The organism is Paenibacillus sp. GCM10027630 (assembly GCF_042676305.1).
Taxonomy (GTDB): domain Bacteria; phylum Bacillota; class Bacilli; order Paenibacillales; family NBRC-103111; genus Paenibacillus_S.
Map to the genome: position 1 here is coordinate 447,544 of NZ_JBHTGY010000036.1, position 20,146 is coordinate 467,689.

Consider the following 20,146-nt stretch of genomic DNA (forward strand, 5'->3'; position numbering starts at 1 on the left):
AATCATTTCAGCCACTTTTTGAACAGGCATATCATTCTCACCTAAGCTAAGCTATTCCCCACACTGCTGAAGCATCATAAGCCCAACCATATGATCCGTCCCATCGCTAAGCGCATAAAAAAATAAATCCCGAACCCTAAGACTAGGTGTCAATAAATAAGTATCGCGGTAATGCCGAATAGCTGCACGCTCCAAGCTCACGGTTTGCCGCAGGCCATCCTTATAGGTTGTGAAAGTTTGGGGCAGTGGTTGCACTGAAGGCTCCCCACCCAAAAGCTCCCGGTATAACGTTTCCAATAAAGTGAATTGCTGTTTTTCCTGCTGCATCATCGCTTTCACTTCATCGGCCTGATCTTCATCAGGTGCTAATTTGACCAACAATGCATAAGAACGGATAAGTGTCGCCGTATGATTGACGCTCCATTCAATTTGCTCCAGAAACTTCCTTACATCACGGTACTGCAGCTTAGCGGCGAGAGGGTAACCCACTTGTTCGGAGAGCAATTGTGTACTCATGCTGCATCCTCCATTTCCTCGCTAGGATAGGCAAAACACTATATTATAGCGTATTCACCACAGCATGCCCATGCTACAGCAAAAATACATCCGCAGCAAAAAAAGAAACGTTCTCTGCCAACGCTTCTTGACGCTCACGAATTTCACTAAGGCCGCCGCAATTTGCGGCTAAGCCACGGTTCACCAGGTACGCCTCGTCGGAACTTGCGAATGCGAATGCCCGATATTTTCTCAGTTAATTGGCGTTGATAACGACTTATCGCTTCCAACTGTTCGACCAGCTTATCCGCTGCTGTCCCCGAGGAGGCGGAACGTTCAGCCATATCCGCCATACTTTCAATAATCCGGGCCAGCGCCCGCTGGCTCCGCGCCAATGAATTTAGAATATGAAGCTTGGTTCGATTCTCCTCCTCATGCCAGTTCATTTGCTGTCTCCCCCGAATGAGAACATATCGCCCAAATTACCCGAACCGCCCTCGGTACCTCCACCACCGCTATTATCGGAATCTTCACTCTGTCCGAGCAGCACCTGCAGGTTTTTGGCCAAGGCCAATTCCATCTTCGTCATGCCGTCAATGACCTCAAGCATCTGCTCATGAATTTCGATGGTTTTTTTAATCTGGTCACTATGGCTTTCAAAATGATCCGAGGTCAGATGCTGGCAAATCCATTGACAGGAACGGGCTGCCTCCACAGATTTGGCTTCAAGAATTAACGCTATGTTCGATTGAAAATCCGCTGCTGCTTGCAGCATTTTATGATACGAATCGGTTCTGCTCATGACTAACCCTCTTTTCCATCCAAAAATACGCTGCTATTCTTCCCCATCCGGAATATCAACTTCCTTCATGACAAAAGCCAAATTATCTGCCAACGCATCCTCCAAATCAGCCAGGCTGCTCAGATAGGCCGCGATATTTTTGGACACATTCATTGAGTTTTCCGTCAGCATATCAATATCATCGAAGGATGGATTTAGTTCCGGGATATCATGTACGATCTGTGCCATGCGGACGGCAATATGCCGTTTGGCTTCCAATATTTTGGCCATTTCCTGTTGCGAATCCGCCATATGCTTGATGATATTCGTCACTTGTCTCTGCATGGTTGACCCTCCTAAGAGCTTTTGCGTAAGCAGCAAAAACTTACATCGCAAGAGTACAGTGTCTGGCGAATGCGATGCTTATTTCATAAGCACCCGACCTTCACTTCCACTTCTTGCTACTCCCATAACATATGCGGCGGTGCCCGGGGCGGACCAAGGCAAGCGCCTAGAGACAAGGGAACTTTACTCAAAAAAGTTGCTGCAATAAGCCGCCCCATCAATCTTGGTGTACAACATTAAATAGATTGCTGAGGCTCGACGCCCCATTTATCAATAAACTGCTGACGATTATGCCGAATTAACTGCATAACCGATTGTTCATTTTCCTTTTGGAAGCTTACGCTGCCATGATGGTATATGAAAGAGTCTCCTGCAATAAGCATCCGGTAACCAGCCTGCTTGGCTCGATGACAGTAATCATCGTCCTCATAATGCCCTGGTGAAAACCGTTCATCCAGCAGCCCAATTCGATTTACCAGCTCTCTACGAATAAGGAAGCATAAACCAACTATACGTCCAACCTCCAACCATTTGGCGCTGTCCGGCTGATTCATCCTCGCCGCCATGTCATCTACATTGGTGAATGGCTCCGTTATTTGCTGCTTGCCGCTTGCAAAGTTGCTCATTGGACCAACGATCCCCACATCTTCACTGCTGTATAAGCAACGCAGCATATTTTCCAACCCTCTCGGAGTCATAAGCGTATCGTTATTCAGCAGCAGCAGCGCATCCCCACTCGCCGCACGAAGCCCAATGTTGCAGGCCATCGGAAAACCTCGGTTGAATGGCAGCGAAACCAGCTTAACCCGGTGAGACAGACAAAATTCAAGCGACCCGTCCTTGGAGCCGTTGTCTACAACAATAATTTCATGCGGCACATGGGTATGCTGGCGAATGGATTCTATGCAGCGTTTCAGCCAATGGAGGCCGTTGTAGTTAGGGATGATGATACTGGTCATCTGCATTAGGCCTCACCTCCGGCTTTGGCGCGATTCCTTAATGAGTCTACGAAAGCTAACCGATTACCAGCGAGCTCTCCCGCCAGCTTCAGTGCTTCCAAATGATCGCCAATGATCAGATCGGCTACACGATTGCCTTTTCCTGTATTATTGGTACGACGCTTATTGCTGCTAATAACATCAACGCTTCCGGAGATGCCGATACGCAGACCATGATGTACAGCCAGAGCCTGCGCCTTTGGCGGCACCATTAGACTGGAAACCCCAAGCGCTGTCACCGCTTTTCGAGAAAGAGCATGAGGTACCGCTGTCATCGAATTCGCTTCAAGATCAGGCCTCCCTAACGAGGCATTCAAAAATTGCTTAATATACGTTACAGAGTCACGGTTGGCGAACACCCTCATGTAAGGAGTGATGTTGTTAAGCGCCACATCCAATCCGCATTCAATTCCCCCGATAAAAGGAATCATAGCTTCCGCCGACAGCAAAATATCTCCATCCAAAAACAACAAAATGTCTGATTGCGCTAGCTTGGCTCCCAATGCCCGGCCTACATCATGGCCTAGCGGTTCAGGATAGGACAATATAACAGCATGAGATCGTCCTCTCGCTCTATGGAAGCTTTGATCCACTGAACCATTAACAATGACGAACACTTCGTCGAAAGGCAGCCGATTCAGCTGATCCATGATGCTTCCAATCGTGCGCTCCTCATTCATTACGGTAACAATTGCTGCTACCGATTGTGTTGTCGGCAGCATAAGCCAGTCATGGGCATGCTGCTTTTTCCCTCGAAAAAAGCCTCTAACATAGCCTTTGGAGGCATCCATGTACCTTCTCCACGGCGGTCCGATCCAACGCATGGAGCGGGCGCGCTGCACCCAATGGCGGTTCAGCGCTTTTTTCTGGTAGCCTTCATGCTCGATTGATAGATGGGCTGCATCCGCTAGCCCGGCGCGGAAGCCCGCTTGAAAAGCGGCTGAGGAGATTCGAACGGAGCCGGCAGCGAGAGGCCGTCTTGTCAAGCCGCGGACACGGCGCTTCCTGAGCCCTGTTGCTTTACCGCGGCCCCTAGCCCCCGCTGCCTTCAGCCTTACGAACCTTTTGCGTTTCAGTTTAGGGCTAATGCCGGTTCGCGGACCAGCGGGACGCTTTCGCATCACCAGCAAATTTTTACGCTGCAAGTTTGATCACCTCACCATACTGCGATTTCTTAACAGATCTGAGTACCAACCGCGCTCATTCGTTGCCTGAGTATACCAGCATATCGCTTCCAAATGGTCACCCACAATTAACCTGCCCAGCGGGTCCCCGCCTTTTCTCCCTGTACGCCGTATCGGATTTTTCAGACCTACCTGGACCAGATGCACAGCCTCTACTCTTAAACGCTGTTGGATCGCTATGGTCTGCGCCTTCGGTGGAACAGCCAAATTTTCGGCTCCAATAGCTGCCAGCGCCCTGCGGCTCATCGCATGCGGAATGGTCGTCATAGAAGCCCCTCTCAAATCAGCGCGTCTTAATGCAACATTCAGCGCATGCTTCGCCAGCACTACCGGATGTACATTATGCTTGTTCACCGGACCGTTATATCGATTTAATGCGATATCGGCTCCACGCTCCACTGCTCTGAGAAAAGGAAGCAGCTGTGCAGCAGACAAAACCATATCACCATCGAGAAACAATAAGATGTCCCCACTTGCATAACGAGCCCCAACGCTTCGACCCACATCATGGCCCAACGGCTGATCAAAGAAGATGACGCGTGCACCGGACGCACGAGCTATAGCCGCTGAACCATCCGTCGAACCATTGACAACCAGGATGATCTCAATGTTCGGCTGCAGCTTTTTCACCTCGCGGATTACCGCTCTTAGCGTTCTGCTTTCATTCATGATCGGTATGATGACGGACACTTTGGATCGGATTGCCCGCATGCCCGCAGAATGATTCTTGCGTGTTGGACGCATCCGTAGACTCAACTCCCATCGCTTGCATTGGGGTAAGAAGCATTCCCGTATTATTTTATGTGCATCTGTCACAAGGGCAAGGGCTATAGCATAAGGAAGGAGAAAAAGGCTCCAGCTTGGATAACGTTTACACCCTCTCACTGCTTAAGTAGATTAACAAGCTTTATTGCATCTTCAACGGATATCAGGCGCGGTTCCGCATCATTACGCTCCTTGTATTCAACAAATTCGTTCCCGGCCTCTTTGCCAATAACAATTCTCACGGGACATCCAATGAAATCGGAATCTTTTAGTTTCACCCCGATTCTTTCGTTACGGTCATCAAGTAGAACCTCAATCCGTTGTTGAAGCAGCTGCTCATATATCGCCTCAGCTAGCTTCATCTGCTCTTCGCTTTTACTGGAAACAGGAATAATGTGAACCTGATAAGGTGCAATAGATTGCGGCCACAGCAGTCCTCCTTCACTATGATGCTGCTCAACGACAGCAGATAACAATCTGGAAATGCCAATCCCATAACATCCCATAATCATCGTTTGATTGCGTCCACTGGTGTCCAGAAACTTCGCCCCCAGCTTCTTACTGTACTTGGTGCCGAGTTTAAATATATGCCCGACCTCAATTCCCCGGTGGAACACAAGAGAGCCTTCGCAGCACGAACATGGCTCGCCTTCTGTCACATTGCGGAAATCGCCAATCCGCTCAAGAGAAAAATCAATACCCGGTTGAACATGCCGAAGGTGATAATCTTGCTCGTTCGCCCCGGCTACAGCCCCTGATAGAACGCTGACCTGCTGATCCACTAAAATAGGGATGTCCGCCGGAAGCCCGATGGGCCCTACGAATCCTGCAGGAGTCCCTGTTATCCTCAATGTGGTCTCTGCGTCAGCCAGCTGCAGCTCCCCGCAGCCCAAATGATTTTTCACCTTGATCTCATTAACCTCATGATCACCCCGTACCAGTACGACAACCGGACTTCCATCTGCAGTCATAAATAGAAGTGTTTTAATAAATTGCGAAGCCGGTTCTCCCAGAGCCTTCACCAGCTGTTCGATCGTTTTGATGTCGGGTGTATGGAATTTTTCCAATTTGGATGTATAAGGTGATGCTGATCGGTCAACCGAATTAATCTCTTGACCACCGATTGCTTTACCTTCTGCTTTCTCAAGATTAGCGGCATAGCTGCAATGTGAACAGCTAACTATTGTGTCCTCTCCAATCTCGGCAAGCGCCATAAATTCATGAGTGCCGCCTTCGCCTCCGATTGTTCCCGCATCCGCAACAACCGCCTTGTAATGTAATCCGCATTCGGTGAAAATCCGGCTATAAGCCTCATGCATCCTCCAATAAGTACGGTCCAAGCCTTCCCAGTCCATATCAAATGAATAAGCATCCTTCATTAAAAATTCTCTGCCCCTCAGAAGCCCAAATCGCGGACGCCGTTCGTCGCGGAATTTAGTTTGAATCTGGTATAAAGTAAGCGGCAGCTTCCTGTACGAATTAATTTCATTTGCAACCAATGTAGTGACTACCTCTTCATGGGTCGGTCCAAGTGCAAACTCCCTGTCATGGCGGTCTTTAAACCGAATTAACTCCGGTCCATATTCTGAATATCTGCCGGATTGCTGCCAGAGCTCAGCAGGCTGCATAGCAGGCATAAGCAGTTCCTGCCCCCCGGCTCGATCCATCTCATGGCGAACTATTCGTTCCAGCTTCTTGAGCACACGCAAGCCTAATGGCAAATAGCTATAAATCCCCGCAGCTACCTGCCGAATGTAACCCCCTCTTATCATCAGCTGATGGCTCATTGCCTCCGCTTCTGCAGGAGCCTCTCTTAAAGTAGGGAGCAATAATGTTTGTTGACGCATAATTCATAGACCTCCTAAAAGTTTTGTAGAAAAGCTTGCCGCTGCAAGCATGTAAAAAACGCAAAAAAGCCCATTCGTAAGGGACGAATGCGCTCGTGGTACCACCCAAATTCAACTGACCGTCACAGCAAAAAACGGCAGTTCTTCATTTCGATAACGGAATATACCGGAAGTGGATACTTAAATGTTCACCACTGCAGCTGCAAGGGGGGAAGTTATCATCACGTTTCGGGAAACCTCTCAGCCTGCGGGTCTCCTCTCTGGGGCGATGTGAATGTACCTGTATCCTTGGTCATAGCTAATGTTATTCAAATGTTTTTAATCACTTTACACTAAAAGCTGCCCAGGTTCAAGTGCAGCCATTAATTTTATCGATTCCCTCACCCGGCTTACGGATGCCTTTTTATGCTGCTGACAAATCATTCCTTAACTCAAGCGACTTTACGCCGCTTCCCTGCTCCTCTGCTTCGCCTTGAAACCCGCTTGCCCCGTATGGCGCCAGTCCGTTTACCCTTGCGGTGCATCTTCCTGACCTTGCCCTTACGGCTGACTGGCCGCTTTCTGCACACCGTTGATCTGCGCCGCTTACATTTGGGCACACATCGGCATTTCCTCCGCCTTCGTGCGGCAATCGTTCTACAGCCCAGCCTCCCCCGCAGCAGCTTCCTTTTCTTCTTAAATGGCCGCTTTGGATGTATGTCTTTGTGCAGCTGTCGAAGCGGTTCACCGATGTCGAGCATCCTCAGCTCAGCCTCAGGAACCCTGACGATTCTATCCGGGTCGAGGCCACGCTGTCTCATAGCAGCCATAGAGGAAAAGGGGCATCGTTGTTCACCAACAAGCAAATACACAGTTGGCCCCCTTCCTTTGACCATCATGATGGAGGGGCGATGCTCGTGAAAAGGCAGCTCCGTTGAGATCGGCTTGCCTGTAGGGAAGCGATGCAGTACCGCATCTGAAACCAAATTGACATCCGACCAGCGATATTTGTAAAAGCTGAATGCCCTTTTGGAAGCAAACGGCCTTTTCATCCCATTTTCAAGCAAAAATACGGTAGATGTAGCTTTACCTTTATAAACGGCATTCATTAGCAATGGGGGCAGCATGCGGCTCTTTTTGTCTTCTGCGGCAGCCGAAATTTTCTCTTTCATCTGAGTAAGCAGGCGCTGCAGGCGAGAGCGATGAGTTTCAAGGCCAAATACCGCTTCCGCTGCAGGCAGGTGGCTGTTAAACGCCTTTATCCTGTGATTGTCGTCCTGCAGCCACTCTTTAACTTTTGCAATTAATTGAGCTGTATCTCCTTTTTCTACAAGCCAAGCCGCATTGCCGGTCGAGCGTAATATTTCCTCAAGCCCTCCGGAGCGATAGGCGATTACACCTTTGCCAAATACAAGCCCTTCAAGCGCCGTCATCCCAAATCCCTCATCAACCAGACTTGGAATGACAACAAGGTCCATCGCCGCGTAAACCCGCTCAATTCGCGATTGGAAATGGGCGCGGTGAAACCGGTAAGCATGACCCGACTGGTCAATTAAACGTTGACAGTGCGTCGAGTAATAAGAGTCAGTAGAGTTCCCCACGATTAAGAAATGAGCATCCGCTACAGTATCACATATGGATAACGCCATCTGAACGAAATGATCTATCCCTTTTTCCGGACGCAAGCTCGATGAAATATAACCAATGACCCGGCTGCCTTCTTCAATATGCATATCACTGCGCATGCTTTCCCGATAGATTGGCCATGCTTCCGGCTCGAGATGCTCCATATGCCAGGTCGGCTGGACCAGACGAAGCTTCTTATCGAAACCTGCCTTACGAAAAGGACGAAGCGATGCGTCTGACATGCCGATAATCCAATCCGAATAGCGGTTAATCAGTTCAAGTGAAAGAAGGGTGTGGGTGTGTTGGGCTATTTTTTCTGCGATGCACCATACAACCGGTATCCCTAAGGTTTTGGCCGCAATGGCGGGCATAGGATTGACACAGCTATTGACGAGAACAATATCCGGCTGATGGGCATGAAGCAGATTTATTACTCCGCCATGCTCGTGGTTTTTAATTTTCCGCTCCATCTGGGTCGATAAATCAGCCTCGGGATCATGCATAGACCACACTAACGGTATGTCGTGTATTAGGGTTCGAATGCCTCTTTGTGCCGCTTCTGTCAGCAGAATCCCACGCTGCGGCACGACAAGCGTGCAATCAAAATGCTCGCTTGCCTCAATGGCCAGCGTCAATACATATTTCTCAGCTCCTGTAAGGAAGCTGCTGCCGCAAACATGAGAAAACAGCATCAGTGTAGGTTTGCTCATCACTTTACCGCCTGCCTCTATAAGTAGATTGGCGGATTCACCTCCTAGTAGTATCAATATATGTAGGTAGACAACTATACCGACACGACATATACCCCCTGATCATTCGTACAATTTAAGAAAAATTCCCTACAAAGTGGGGTCTTGCTTCGAGGTTGATTCAGAACCTTTGCGGGGAGCCTCGAAACATATAAATTCTGGGAACAAATCAAACAGAGATACGCCTATGAACCGGCTATCTCTGCTGTATGTGCTTCAATTTATCTTTCTCATTTATTCTTTCAATTGCTGTCCGTACGATCATCGCCCTTACTGGAATCATAAGGAATCCTGATAAAAAATTGATAGTAATGGTCCGTCCGATGCAGCCATATTTCTCCCCCGTGCAATTGGACAATGCTCTGTGCGATAGATAATCCCAACCCGGAGCCGGACGGCATCATATGTCCATTCCTGGACTCGTCGCCCTTATAGAAACGCTCGAATAAACGTTCTTCCTGTTCTTTCGTAATACCCGTACCTTCATTGGCTACACCTAGTACAACCCCTGATACGTCCTTGTGGAGATCAACGCGGATAACGCCAGGTTTTACACTGAATTTGAGTGCGTTCATCAGCAGATTATCAACGGCCCTGACGAATGTCCTCGCATCCACATGCAGCATGATTTTTTGTTCGGGAAGATCACTTTCAATTTGAATGTCATAGGATTCGGCAAGTGGACTAAATTCGATAATCATTTGTTTTAACATACTTACCATATCGACCGGCTGCTTTTCCAGAAACACTTGCTTGCTTGTCAGGCGGGTATATTCAAATAAATCATCAATTAACTTCTTTAACTGATTGGATTTGTTTAGGGCGCTTTGCACATACGGACTCGTAGAATCGTCCTTGCGAATGTTCGCTTGGAGCAGCATCAGATAACCGATAATACTGGTCAATGGCGTTCTTAGATCATGAGATATATTAGTTATAAGCTCAATCTTGGTTTTCTCCGCCAGCCTTTCCTTCTCCATCTTCTCTTCAAGCTGCCCTGCCATTTCATTGATGTTTCTGGTTAACGTCCCCAGCTCATCCCCGCTATTCACAGGCAGACGAACGGAAAGCTTGCCTTGGGCTATTTTCTCTACGCCGTTGTTCAGCAGCTGAAATTGCTTCATTTTTCTTGCGGTGAATAAGTAAAAGGTAAGCGTAAACAGTCCGAAAAAAAGAATCAAATTCAAAATTTTAGAATCCTCATAAGTGTATCCTGTCTCCACTTCCAACGGCCCTGAAACGACTAGAAACAGCTTCTGCCCGTTGTATTTCACAGGCATGATAGACGTATACAGGCTTCCCGGTTCAGGGTTTGAGCTGATTTCCTTTTGCTCATAAAATATTTGAAATAAATCGATTCTGCTTTTCTGTATCCCATCCGAATGAAATACAACCGTACCGTCCAGTTCCGTCAAATACAGGCTTAACCGGTCCTGCTCGCTATGCTTATTTAACAGAGCCGTCACTTGGCTCGGATCATGAGTAATTTCCAACTCCGTTTCTATGAGAGCCCGCTTACCGTTTATCAAATTTTTTCCAGATTCATAATTGGTATAAGACACTTTTCTAAAGTCCCGCGTCACAAAATCTATACCTGATTGAAGTAGGCCTGTCATAATAATGCAGGATAAAAAGGTAACTAATATTTTAATGCGAAGGGAATGCTGCCATATTTTGAATTTATTCAATCTTGTAACCTACTCCCCAAACCGTTTTTATATATTTAGGCTCGCGAGGATTATCCTTTAGCTTTTCACGAAGATTGCGCACATGTACCATCACCGTATTATCGGATTGCATGATGGGGTCCTTCCAAATGGATTCATATATTTTCTCGACGCTAAAAACTTGCCCCCGGTAGGTTGCAAGCAGCTCTAAAATCCCAAACTCTATAGGTGTTAAGCTAATCTCTTTACCACAATGCGTAACTTGATGGCGGGATATGTGTATGACTAAATCGTCAATGACAATTTCTTTTTCTTTATCAGGAACGGCTGTCATTTTGCTTCTGCGAAATTGTGATTTTACGCGGGCAACCAGCTCCAATGGATTAAACGGCTTGGACAAGTAGTCGTCAGCCCCGGTCGTTAATCCTAATATTTTATCCATATCCTCACTTTTTGCAGAAAGCATAATAATCGGGATGTCCAGACCTTCTCTAATTTTAAGACAGGTCTGAATACCATCAAGTCCTGGCATCATTACGTCAAGAATAACCAGATCTATAGGCTCCTTCTGCAAAATCTCAAGCCCTCGGACTCCATCCTCCGCCTCCAATACCTGAAGCCCGTCATTTTTCAGAAAAATATGAATAATATCCCTGATTTCCGGCTCATCATCAATGACTAGCACAACCTTGCTCAATCCGTATACACCTTCTTTTTTGGCAAATTTTTGATCAACCATCTCACAACCAGAACTATACATATGGCAATCAGCATAAACCACCCGTACTTATATACGGATTTCCCGATAAGCTCAATATTGTTTCCAAAAAAAGAACCCAGAGTAAAGTATATGGATGTCCAAATAAGTCCTGTTGAATACGAAATTAATGCATACCTGGAAAAAGACATTTTATTAACACCAACGAGATAAGGTATAACATGCCTGACGACAGGAAGAAAATAACTCAAGCTCAAAGCAAATGACCCATAACGGTTCAACAGTTCATTGGACTTACTTATATAGTTACCAATCTTTTTCCTTTTTTGCAACTTCTCCAGAACAGGAGGCCCCATGATCCTACCCAAAACATAACCTAAGGATAAGCCGGACACAACACCTAAATACGTAACAATAAACGCTGGAACTGGATGCAGGAGCTGAAAAGACCCGACCATACCGCCTGTCATTACAACTACCTCATCGGGTATAGGCATCCCAACGATCCCTAGCCATAGAGCAAAAAACAGAGCAAAATAGCCGAAATGCTGAATATACTCTATCAGATGGTTAATAGACATTGGAGACCCCTCCCAAAGTTTTCATTAAAAAGCTAGACTCGTATGCCTCTGCTGAATTTGGCTTGGGCAAAGCTTCGCTTGGCATTAGCTGTGCTTCACAAATGTGGTTTTTAACCTGCACACATATACAAAAGCAGAAGGCACATTCCATGGAACCAGATAGATTCTCATGTGAGCAAACTCCTCTTGAAGCATCTTTTTCATTTGCAGGGAATATTGAAACGTTACGAAAACTCCATCTTCGTGCAAGGTTTCTTTAATTTGGCTAATAATTTGGCTTCGATCCGATTGCGTGAAGTTAGCAAATGGCAGGCCAGAAATAATACAGTCTACCTTGTCTATCCCTAAATCCGATAAATTCTTCTTAAGCTCCACAGCATTTTTGCAAAAATCAAATTCACTATATTGACTTTGAAGCTGGCCGCGCATTTCATCATCCTTTTCAAATACGGCAACCTTACAACCCGGTCGCTTGCTTGCATAAATTGCTTCGGTAAAAACTCCGGTACCCGCACCCAGCTCAACTAAGCTATTAATTTCACCCCACCTGACTGGCTCCAGCATTTTTTGGGTAAGGCTTGTAGAGCTGGGAATAATACTTCCCATATCACGTGGATTCTGAAAAAATTTCTTAAAAAAAAGCCATCTGTTCAAGCCGATTGATTTCTCTATAATATTAAGCAGCATCCCTTAGTCACTCCCTCATATCTTCCTTCGATAGTCACTATGTTATCCTAAATATCTAAGGATTTAAGGGGGAAAGTTCTTAAGAATTTCTAAAGATGTGCTGAAATTAAAATAAGGGGTAAGCTTCGCTCACCCCAAAACATTTAAAAAAGACCCATGTTAGCTGAAAGCTAAGCGGATCTTAATAGCGTTCGACTCTTTCTCCTATGGGCCTTCTTGAAGTCCCTTTGCAAATCCTGCACTGAAGCCTTCGTTGTACGCTTGATCAAACGCCTTATTATAAGCCATCGTGAAGCCTTGCCCTTTTACGCCTCTGCTTCGCGGCAGACCGCCAGCACGTCTTCTTCTCCGCCGCTGCAATAACAAACCTTTTCTTGCAGCCTTGCCTACGCGTTTGCGCCGGGAAAGCGGACGAAGCCGCGATCCCGATATCTTTTTACGCTTAGCTGCCTTTGCCACCGGCCGCATCTTCCGGATCCTTTTAAGTCGGGCCATCCCCGAGCCTCCTCACTGCTTTCCAAGGGAAAGCTGCTTGTATAAATAAACAGAGTCAGCCTTGATTGCTTCAAGGTCCAACCCTTGTTTATCCGCTAGCATCCCTATAGAATATGCGGCAAGCAGGGCAGGTGCACAGGGCATATACCCATTTTATCCAAACACGATCCTTAGCATTTGGGCAACACGATGTGCATACGTATGCTCCTCCATCGTTCTCTTCAGTGCATTAAGAGCAATCTCCCGACGCTCGTCTTCATGGCGCAAATAGTGCTCAATCTTATGCTTGAGCTCTTCGGCAGAGCTATAAGTAACAATATCGACACCTGGCGTATAGAAACGGGCTAAGTCGCTGCGTACATCAGTCAGCTGCAAAGTACCGCAGGCCGCTATTTCAAACGTACGAGGATTGGGTGATACGGCGCCGACCAAGCGGCTATTGTAGTTAAAGGTTGCATCATCCGTTGCACGATGAAGATTTATTACAATTTTCGTACCATTATAGTAGCTGGCGGTTTCCTCAGCCCCCATCCACTTGTTCAAATCTATATGGGGAGTCAGCATATTGTAATGGCTTAGTCTATCCCACCAGATACCCGAAATATAAGTGTTTTTCGTTGCCAAATAAGGGGCTATTTGATCGAATATCGAAACCCGGTTCCAATAGGCTGAACCAATGAAACTCACATCTTTGCGATAATGAATCGGGATTAGCTTGGGACGAAATAACGATAAGTTCGCTCCGAAGGGTAAGTAATGTACCTGAGAGCAGCCATTCTTCTGGTATAGAGACACACACTCCAATTCAAGCGTATATACGTAATCGTAATGGGAAGCAAGATTGACTGTCATATCCGTATAATAAGGATCATCTGTAAACCAAATGGCGGTTCGGATGCCTTCGGCACGAATGAGATCAATCTGTTCAACCGGCAGGTTCAAGCCTTCCAGAACAAGCACATAGTCGGGACGCAGCTGCTTGGCTGCACTTACGAAATCCTGAGTCGGCGTTAAGATAACAAGCTCCCGAACCAAGCCTTGGAAGGCTTCTATAATGGATTGATCGAGCGGCGAATAAGGGAAACCTTTACCGGAAGTAATATACAGAACCCGCACATTCCACCATCCCAAAGGAGATGGCGCTGAATCTCGCATTATTGCCTCGCACCGTCCGTGGTGGTATCCGTAGCCGCTGCCCAATTTGTATCCATCCGTCCAACCTTTGCTCCATTTACGGAGCTGTTGTCTAACACGTGCGCGGCTGCGCGCAGTTTTCTTAATCATGCTGCTCCTCCTATTCTAGTACATTGATAACAACATCATCCGGCTTAGTAGCCCAAGAGCTGCAGCAAATGTTCTACCCGTCTCACATAAGTATGCTGCTGCAAGGTTCGCTTCAATCCGTTGTAAGCGATAGCTCTCCGTTCTTGATCATGGCTTAAATAATATTCGATTTGACCCATCAGCTCCTCGGGTGATCTATAAACCGCAATTTCTCGACCTGGTGTGTAGAGTCTTGCTAAATCATCCCTAATATCCGTAAGCTGCATCGAACCACAACCAGCCATTTCATAAGTCCGGGGATTGATAGACTGACCCGGAACCGAGCGACTGTTTCTATTGTCTATTTCTTGTACATGACCGCGATGTAAATTGATCACAATTTTGGCCCCGCTGTAATATTTAGCGGTTTCCTCGACGGGTGTCCAGCCTTCTCGAATAGAGTGGCGCAGCAGCTTGTAGTTTTTCATACGATTCCATAGTCCACCTGCTATAACTACCTTTTTACCGGATAAATATGGAGCAATACGATCAAATACAGCGACGCGGTTCCAAAACGCCATACCAATAAAACACACATCCGATCTGTAGTTCAGACCTACCTGCTGAGGCCTGAACACATCCGTGTCCGCCGCCAAAGGTAAATAGGCGACATTGGCGCAGCCATTCTCCTTATACAGCTGCACACAGCTTTGCTCATGCGTCAAAACCACATCATAATGCTGCGCTATACGGATCGTGTCATCCGTAAAGTACGGATCATCCGCAAACCAAATGGCTGTACGAATACCCATTGCACGAACGGTGTCAATCTGCTGAAGATGATTTTCCGGAAATACATGAAGACCATTCAACACCAGCATAAGATCGGGACGCATCTGTGCTGCTGCTGTCAGCATCTCGGGTGGCGTACCAACAACCAGTTCGCTTACCAAAGACCCAAGTGCTTTGATCACACCCTGGTCTATCGCCGGAAATCCTTGCGGAATATAGAGCACCCTTAATTGTCTTAAAGTTATGGGTGCAGGCGGAACTATCGCGCGAACCGCTTCACAGCGTCCGAGATGGTAACCGTGCTCCAGGCCCTGACTCCTACCGTCTATTAAACCGGCGGCTCTGCCAGTCGCCGCCCTCCGATTTTTGACAGGCCGCAATTGAATCCCCCCTTATCGTTCACCGTGATTTATCATCGGAACTTCGTTGACCAATCAAAGCCGATCTCTGGATCATCGTAAGCTAACCGATATTCATCAGGCTGACTGGCATCGTAAGCCATATTGGTAAAGTAGACGATCGTCACCGGCTTTAAGCCCAGCACCCGATATCCATGAGCCACTCCCCGAGGAATAAACAGTAAATACGAATTGTCTTCCCCCATATAATGAGCTTCTGTTTTTCGGAAGGTAGGGGAATCCTTGCGCATATCATGGAGTACAACCTGCGCGTGTCCACTTGGAAAAAACCAAATATCATCCTGCAGCTGGTGATAATGAAAGGCTTTGATTACACCTGGAAAGGACATGGATAGCGATGCTTGCCCAAAGCTCCCATATATGGCATCATCCTTACGCAAAAGCTCCATAAAATACCCTCTGTCATCAGAATGCTTAACAAGAGGTTTTTTTACTACTCCATGAATACTACCCATTACCGAGCTCCTCCTTATCGGTTTCATTCATTATTTCATCTGTTTGAATGCTTTCGGAATCGATGTTCAGATCCTCCAAAATAAAGCTTTGTAGGGCATCCCTCCACATTCTGAGTCTCGGGAACCCATTATAACGAATTGCCTTGTCATCGAAATCTGATCTCACCGGTCTGGCAGCAGGCAGTGGAAAGCTGTCTGCGGTTACTGGATTAAGCCGTACTGCGCTGTGCCCAGCAATTCGAAGAATTTCCTCAGCGAACTCATATCGGGAGCACATGCCTCGATTCGAGGCATGATAAATGCCATATCTATCGCTCTCTATCACTTGCTCGATGAACCGAGCGAGATCATACGTATATGTCGGCGAACCGAATTGATCAGCCACCATGGATAGCTCGCTGTGCTGCTGAGCGTTGGCAAGCACCTTGGTAACGAAATTGCTGCCGTATTTGCCATACAGCCATGAGGTCCTAACGATAAAGTACTTGTCGCATATTAACTGAACAAATTTTTCCCCATGAAGCTTGGAATGTCCATAAACACTAATGGGATTCGTACGATCCAGCTCATTGTAAGAAGCCCCCTTAGTGCCGTCAAACACATAGTCAGTGCTTACATAAACAAGCTTGGCACCCGTTTCATTGGCCATTAATGCAATGTTTCGCGAGCCGAAGGAGTTAACCATGTAGGCCTCCTCCATCCGGCTTTCGGCCAAATCCACTTGAGTATAAGCAGCCGCATGAACTATTACGTCAGGACGGCACTCAAGAACGGCCTCTCTCACAGATTGTTCGTTAGTAATGTCAAGCTCTTTCCGGGTTTTGGCTATCAGCTTATGCATTGTGCTCAGCACCCTGATGAGATCACGTCCCAATTGACCTCCAGCACCTGTGATGAGGATATTCATAAGGCATCTCCTTCATCCGCTGCTGCATTCAGCACTTTATTGGAAGCAGCTTGCGGCAGAAGCTTGCCCCACCATGCTTCATGCTCAAGGTACCAGGCAACAGTAAGCTTTAGCCCTTGCTCAAGCTTATAGCGTGGCCTCCAACCGAGCTCATGCTGCAGCTTGCCAGCGTCTATCGCATACCGAAGATCATGTCCTAACCGATCGGCCACGAACTCAATGAGTGATTCCGGCTTCCCAATCTCCGCAAGAATAGTTCTGACAATTTCCAGATTGGTCCGTTCGTTGCCTCCGCCAATATTGTAAACATGCCCAGGTGTACCCGATTGAATGACACACTCAATCGCTGAACAATGATCCTCAACATAGAGCCAATCACGTATATTTAATCCGTCTCCATAGACAGGAATTCGCTGATTCTGAAGCGCTCGCGTAATAATAGTAGGAATTAGCTTTTCGGGAAATTGATAAGGGCCGTAATTGTTGGAGCAGCGGGTAATAACAACAGGCAGAGAATACGTCTCATAGTAGGCTCTCGCGAGCAAATCGGATCCTGCCTTACTAGCCGAATAAGGACTGTTTGGAGCAAGCGGCGTAGACTCAGTGAATAGTCCCTCCTTGCCCAGCGTCCCGTATACTTCATCGGTAGATACATGAACGAACTTCGAAACGCCTTGCCTTCGTGCTTCCTCAAGCAGGCATTGTGTTCCAAGCACATTGGTGCGAACAAACAGCTGAGGATCTGCGATGCTTCGATCAACATGAGATTCAGCTGCAAAATGAACCACAATATCAATGGTTTCTTCTTGAAATACACGCTGTACACACTGCACATCAGCAATATCCCCTTGAACAAGACGGTAGTTGGGCAAGTGCTCCAAGCTCGCCGTATTATCCGGATTCCCTGCATAGGTTAGAGCATCCAGATTCACAATACGATCCTTCGAATGATGAGCCAGCCAATAATGAACAAAATTACTTCCAATAAATCCCATACCACCAGTGATGAGCAGCGTTCTCCCAGTCATAGCTTCTCACTCTCCAGCAGCTTGGCCCCGGCTTCCGCCAATGCCTGATGCGTTCCCGCATCCATCCACCAGCCTGTAAACATACTGTAGGTCAACAACCCTTGCTCGGCATAAACATTATTCACATCCGTAATTTCCAATTCGCCTCGTTCCGATGGTTGGAGCGTCCGGATCATATCAAATACTCGGTTATCATATAAATAGATACCTGTCACTGCATAATCAGATGGAGGTACCTTAGGCTTTTCTATTATTCGTTCTATTCGGTTGCCCTTCAGCACTGGAACCCCATAACGATGAGGATCCATCACATGCTTCAAGAAGACATGCGCACCACTGTTCATCTCGCTAAATTCAACAACTGCTTCTTGTAGAGAATCCTCGAACAAATTATCTCCAAGAATAACGAGCAGCTTCTCATCCGGACGAACAAACTCCTCCGCCAAAGCTAAGGCTTGAGCAATACCTCCCGCTTCCTCCTGAATTTTATAGCTAACCTCGACTCCCCACTCCCGACCGCTTCCCACGTATTCGGTATATAAACCTGCAGAATGCTTTCCTGTAACGAGCAGCAGCTCTTTGATACCGGCCTCAGCCATTTTTTCAATCGCATAATGAATCATCGGGTACTTCCCTACTGGCAGTAAATGTTTATTGATAATATTAGTTAGAGGACGCAATCTTGTTCCTGTTCCGCCAGCCAATATAACGCCTTTCATTGTATATCCCCTTTCCCTAAGGAATTCGCCTTACTGTACAAATGCCATGCTGCTATAATATGCGCTCGCTACTACCCTCAAGTGGACGAATACCACGATTAGCGGAAAATTGGCTGATGACCAGTGTACGGATAGGCTCATATAGGGCTCTGCAATGATCTTTACATTAGATACCTCACCTTTGGTGAAAAGAACAATCTGAGTATATGCCTATGCTTTATGAAGGAATTAGGTATCGATTTCGATTGCTGTTGGAGTCGTCTTCGTTTGTCAACACACAAAAAAAACTCCTGCGGAAACTTGCCGCAAAAGTTTTACAATACCTCATCGAGGTATATATCCCCAGGAATTCGTATAAAGCAAAAGCCTGAAGGTTCGCGATGCGACTCTTCAGGCTTTATTAAATTGTTCCTGTTCCACTGCGTAACGACGGAATTACATAGCGCAAATCCGCTCCTGGCAGTGGTTTGCCTAACAAGTAGCCTTGAACGGATTCGCAGCCAATGCTTCGAACACAATCCAATTGCTCCTCCGTTTCTATCCCTTCTGCCACCACCCCAAGACCCAGCTTATGAACCATAGCAACGATAGATTCGACTATCACCTTTCCTTTGGGCTCATTGCACAAATTTTGCACAAAAGAACGGTCAATCTTTACGTTGTGGATCGGCAGCTGCTTCAAATAACTGAGCGAGGAATAGCCGGTACCAAAATCATCAAGAGCAATTCGAACTCCCATGTCTCGCAGCTCATTGAGGATGGAAGCCGATGTATCCAAGCTTTGGATAAGTGCGCTCTCCGTGAGCTCTACTTCCAGATACTTTCCCTCAAGACGAGTATCCCTTAGAATACTTCGGACACTATAGGCAAATTGGACATTACGCAGCTGCAAAGCGGAAATGTTAACCGACATAACCGATCCTGTGAAGCCTCCCGCTTGCAGCTCCTTATTTTTACGGCAGGCTTCGCGAAGCACCCATTCTCCTATCCCCACAATCAGGCCGCTGCTTTCAGCAACAGGTATAAATTCCGCTGGTGATACGGTTCCCAGCTCGGGATGCTCCCATCTCAGCAACGCTTCAAAACCCAGTATTTGTCGAGTAGCTGCATCATATTGTGCTTGATAATACAATGTAAATTGCTTTCGTTCCAATGCGGTCAGCAGCGCCTCTTCGATATTCTCCCTTCTCGGAGAATACAATTCCATTGGTGGTACAACCGAAAGTGCTGACTTATCATCTTCTTCTGATGAATGGTCAGGAGCTAGCAAATGTTCGAACATCACAAAAACAATGAACAAACTGGCTGCCAATATTAAAATAGATTCATGATCCATTGAAGTTCTGACTTCCGTTTGAAATAGCAGGAGACTAAGAACCATTCCGGTGAGCCCCAGGAAAACAAACGTCACTATATGAACCTTTATCCATTCCCACACATTTTGTTGCCATTTAAGCCGATACTCTACAATCAGGAAAAGTCCAACCAGCAGCGTGTAATCCAGCATGTACAAGCCTGTTTCCAGCAAATTAATAATGATGCTAACCCCCCACTTAAACTTGCCCGATAGCGTCCCCTTTACCTCTGATGGTCGAATCAAGCTTAAGCATTGGGTACATCACGGAGCGGAATTGTTATCTTCATTA

Annotated in this window: 21 protein-coding genes; all 21 read right to left on the reverse strand. The window is 46.8% G+C overall.

Annotated features, from left to right (window positions below; translation table 11 throughout):
* Positions 1–51: 51 nt before the first annotated feature.
* Positions 52–516, reverse strand: coding sequence for a ferritin-like domain-containing protein (locus ACFQ0C_RS18845; protein ID WP_258211305.1), 465 nt, complete (start codon positions 514–516; stop codon positions 52–54).
* Positions 517–662: 146 nt separating this feature from the next.
* A complete protein-coding gene (locus ACFQ0C_RS18850; protein ID WP_379368546.1) occupies positions 663–941 on the reverse strand; it encodes a hypothetical protein in 279 nt (92 codons plus the stop codon).
* Positions 938–1,297 carry an alpha-helical endospore appendage domain-containing protein gene (locus ACFQ0C_RS18855; protein ID WP_379368547.1) on the reverse strand — a complete coding sequence of 120 codons (360 nt, stop codon included), beginning with the start codon at positions 1,295–1,297 and terminating at the stop codon, positions 938–940. Before ACFQ0C_RS18855 ends, ACFQ0C_RS18850 begins: the two co-directional genes overlap by 4 nt.
* A gap of 33 nt (positions 1,298–1,330) precedes the next feature.
* Positions 1,331–1,621, reverse strand: coding sequence for a nucleoside-diphosphate sugar epimerase (locus ACFQ0C_RS18860; RefSeq protein WP_258211308.1), 291 nt, complete (start codon positions 1,619–1,621; stop codon positions 1,331–1,333).
* 236 nt (positions 1,622–1,857) lie between these two features.
* Positions 1,858–2,586 (reverse strand): glycosyltransferase family 2 protein, encoded by a 729-nt coding sequence (locus tag ACFQ0C_RS18865; RefSeq protein WP_379368548.1) that lies wholly within the window; start codon positions 2,584–2,586, stop codon positions 1,858–1,860.
* The gene (locus tag ACFQ0C_RS18870; RefSeq protein ID WP_379368549.1) at positions 2,586–3,764 is read right to left on the reverse strand and encodes a glycosyltransferase family 2 protein; all 1,179 of its coding nucleotides are present in this window, start codon (positions 3,762–3,764) and stop codon (positions 2,586–2,588) included. Before ACFQ0C_RS18870 ends, ACFQ0C_RS18865 begins: the two co-directional genes overlap by 1 nt.
* A gap of 6 nt (positions 3,765–3,770) precedes the next feature.
* Positions 3,771–4,547 (reverse strand): glycosyltransferase family 2 protein, encoded by a 777-nt coding sequence (locus ACFQ0C_RS18875; protein ID WP_258211311.1) that lies wholly within the window; start codon positions 4,545–4,547, stop codon positions 3,771–3,773.
* 137 nt (positions 4,548–4,684) lie between these two features.
* Positions 4,685–6,415, reverse strand: coding sequence for a proline--tRNA ligase (locus ACFQ0C_RS18880; protein WP_379368550.1), 1,731 nt, complete (start codon positions 6,413–6,415; stop codon positions 4,685–4,687).
* 431 nt (positions 6,416–6,846) lie between these two features.
* A complete protein-coding gene (locus ACFQ0C_RS18885; RefSeq protein WP_379368551.1) occupies positions 6,847–8,730 on the reverse strand; it encodes a glycosyltransferase family 4 protein in 1,884 nt (627 codons plus the stop codon).
* A gap of 281 nt (positions 8,731–9,011) precedes the next feature.
* Positions 9,012–10,457, reverse strand: coding sequence for a HAMP domain-containing sensor histidine kinase (locus ACFQ0C_RS18890; RefSeq protein WP_379368552.1), 1,446 nt, complete (start codon positions 10,455–10,457; stop codon positions 9,012–9,014).
* Positions 10,450–11,133 carry a response regulator transcription factor gene (locus ACFQ0C_RS18895; protein ID WP_258211315.1) on the reverse strand — a complete coding sequence of 228 codons (684 nt, stop codon included), beginning with the start codon at positions 11,131–11,133 and terminating at the stop codon, positions 10,450–10,452. The genes ACFQ0C_RS18890 and ACFQ0C_RS18895 overlap by 8 nt, the downstream gene beginning before the upstream one ends.
* The gene (locus ACFQ0C_RS18900; RefSeq protein WP_379368553.1) at positions 11,130–11,735 is read right to left on the reverse strand and encodes a DedA family protein; all 606 of its coding nucleotides are present in this window, start codon (positions 11,733–11,735) and stop codon (positions 11,130–11,132) included. Before ACFQ0C_RS18900 ends, ACFQ0C_RS18895 begins: the two co-directional genes overlap by 4 nt.
* Positions 11,736–11,819: 84 nt before the next feature.
* Entirely contained in the window at positions 11,820–12,422 is a 603-nt protein-coding gene (locus ACFQ0C_RS18905) for a class I SAM-dependent methyltransferase (RefSeq protein WP_379368554.1), read from the reverse strand.
* Between the two features lie 204 nt (positions 12,423–12,626).
* On the reverse strand, positions 12,627–12,917 hold the full coding sequence (locus ACFQ0C_RS18910; RefSeq protein ID WP_379368555.1) for a hypothetical protein: 291 nt from the start codon (positions 12,915–12,917) through the stop codon (positions 12,627–12,629).
* A 153-nt stretch (positions 12,918–13,070) separates the two neighbouring features.
* Positions 13,071–14,201 carry a CgeB family protein gene (locus tag ACFQ0C_RS18915; RefSeq protein ID WP_379368556.1) on the reverse strand — a complete coding sequence of 377 codons (1,131 nt, stop codon included), beginning with the start codon at positions 14,199–14,201 and terminating at the stop codon, positions 13,071–13,073.
* Between the two features lie 44 nt (positions 14,202–14,245).
* Positions 14,246–15,358 (reverse strand): CgeB family protein, encoded by a 1,113-nt coding sequence (locus ACFQ0C_RS18920; protein WP_379368597.1) that lies wholly within the window; start codon positions 15,356–15,358, stop codon positions 14,246–14,248.
* Between the two features lie 26 nt (positions 15,359–15,384).
* Positions 15,385–15,846 carry a dTDP-4-dehydrorhamnose 3,5-epimerase family protein gene (locus tag ACFQ0C_RS18925; RefSeq protein WP_379368557.1) on the reverse strand — a complete coding sequence of 154 codons (462 nt, stop codon included), beginning with the start codon at positions 15,844–15,846 and terminating at the stop codon, positions 15,385–15,387.
* On the reverse strand, positions 15,839–16,753 hold the full coding sequence (gene rfbD, locus ACFQ0C_RS18930) for a dTDP-4-dehydrorhamnose reductase (RefSeq protein WP_379368558.1): 915 nt from the start codon (positions 16,751–16,753) through the stop codon (positions 15,839–15,841). Before rfbD ends, ACFQ0C_RS18925 begins: the two co-directional genes overlap by 8 nt.
* A complete protein-coding gene (gene rfbB / locus ACFQ0C_RS18935) occupies positions 16,750–17,781 on the reverse strand; it encodes a dTDP-glucose 4,6-dehydratase (RefSeq protein ID WP_379368559.1) in 1,032 nt (343 codons plus the stop codon). The genes rfbD and rfbB overlap by 4 nt, the downstream gene beginning before the upstream one ends.
* Positions 17,778–18,500, reverse strand: a complete 723-nt coding sequence (locus ACFQ0C_RS18940; RefSeq protein WP_258211323.1) for a sugar phosphate nucleotidyltransferase — start codon at positions 18,498–18,500, stop codon at positions 17,778–17,780. The genes rfbB and ACFQ0C_RS18940 overlap by 4 nt, the downstream gene beginning before the upstream one ends.
* 400 nt (positions 18,501–18,900) lie before the next feature.
* Positions 18,901–20,100, reverse strand: a complete 1,200-nt coding sequence (locus ACFQ0C_RS18945; RefSeq protein WP_379368560.1) for a putative bifunctional diguanylate cyclase/phosphodiesterase — start codon at positions 20,098–20,100, stop codon at positions 18,901–18,903.
* Positions 20,101–20,146 lie beyond the last annotated feature (46 nt).

What these genes read in the sequence shown, in the direction of transcription:
- ACFQ0C_RS18845 (WP_258211305.1), bottom strand. Translation starts at nt 516, where the DNA reads ATGAGTACACAATTGCTCTCCGAACAAGTGGGTTACCCTCTCGCCGCT.
- ACFQ0C_RS18850 (WP_379368546.1), bottom strand. Translation starts at nt 941, where the DNA reads ATGAACTGGCATGAGGAGGAGAATCGAACCAAGCTTCATATTCTAAAT.
- ACFQ0C_RS18905 (WP_379368554.1), bottom strand. Translation starts at nt 12,422, where the DNA reads ATGCTGCTTAATATTATAGAGAAATCAATCGGCTTGAACAGATGGCTT.
- ACFQ0C_RS18885 (WP_379368551.1), bottom strand. Translation starts at nt 8,730, where the DNA reads ATGAGCAAACCTACACTGATGCTGTTTTCTCATGTTTGCGGCAGCAGC.
- ACFQ0C_RS18865 (WP_379368548.1), bottom strand. Translation starts at nt 2,586, where the DNA reads ATGCAGATGACCAGTATCATCATCCCTAACTACAACGGCCTCCATTGG.
- ACFQ0C_RS18880 (WP_379368550.1), bottom strand. Translation starts at nt 6,415, where the DNA reads ATGCGTCAACAAACATTATTGCTCCCTACTTTAAGAGAGGCTCCTGCA.
- ACFQ0C_RS18875 (WP_258211311.1), bottom strand. Translation starts at nt 4,547, where the DNA reads ATGCGTCCAACACGCAAGAATCATTCTGCGGGCATGCGGGCAATCCGA.
- ACFQ0C_RS18940 (WP_258211323.1), bottom strand. Translation starts at nt 18,500, where the DNA reads ATGAAAGGCGTTATATTGGCTGGCGGAACAGGAACAAGATTGCGTCCT.
- ACFQ0C_RS18860 (WP_258211308.1), bottom strand. Translation starts at nt 1,621, where the DNA reads ATGCAGAGACAAGTGACGAATATCATCAAGCATATGGCGGATTCGCAA.
- ACFQ0C_RS18900 (WP_379368553.1), bottom strand. Translation starts at nt 11,735, where the DNA reads ATGTCTATTAACCATCTGATAGAGTATATTCAGCATTTCGGCTATTTT.
- rfbD (WP_379368558.1), bottom strand. Translation starts at nt 16,753, where the DNA reads ATGAATATCCTCATCACAGGTGCTGGAGGTCAATTGGGACGTGATCTC.
- ACFQ0C_RS18915 (WP_379368556.1), bottom strand. Translation starts at nt 14,201, where the DNA reads ATGATTAAGAAAACTGCGCGCAGCCGCGCACGTGTTAGACAACAGCTC.
- ACFQ0C_RS18925 (WP_379368557.1), bottom strand. Translation starts at nt 15,846, where the DNA reads ATGGGTAGTATTCATGGAGTAGTAAAAAAACCTCTTGTTAAGCATTCT.
- ACFQ0C_RS18910 (WP_379368555.1), bottom strand. Translation starts at nt 12,917, where the DNA reads ATGGCCCGACTTAAAAGGATCCGGAAGATGCGGCCGGTGGCAAAGGCA.
- ACFQ0C_RS18855 (WP_379368547.1), bottom strand. Translation starts at nt 1,297, where the DNA reads ATGAGCAGAACCGATTCGTATCATAAAATGCTGCAAGCAGCAGCGGAT.
- rfbB (WP_379368559.1), bottom strand. Translation starts at nt 17,781, where the DNA reads ATGACTGGGAGAACGCTGCTCATCACTGGTGGTATGGGATTTATTGGA.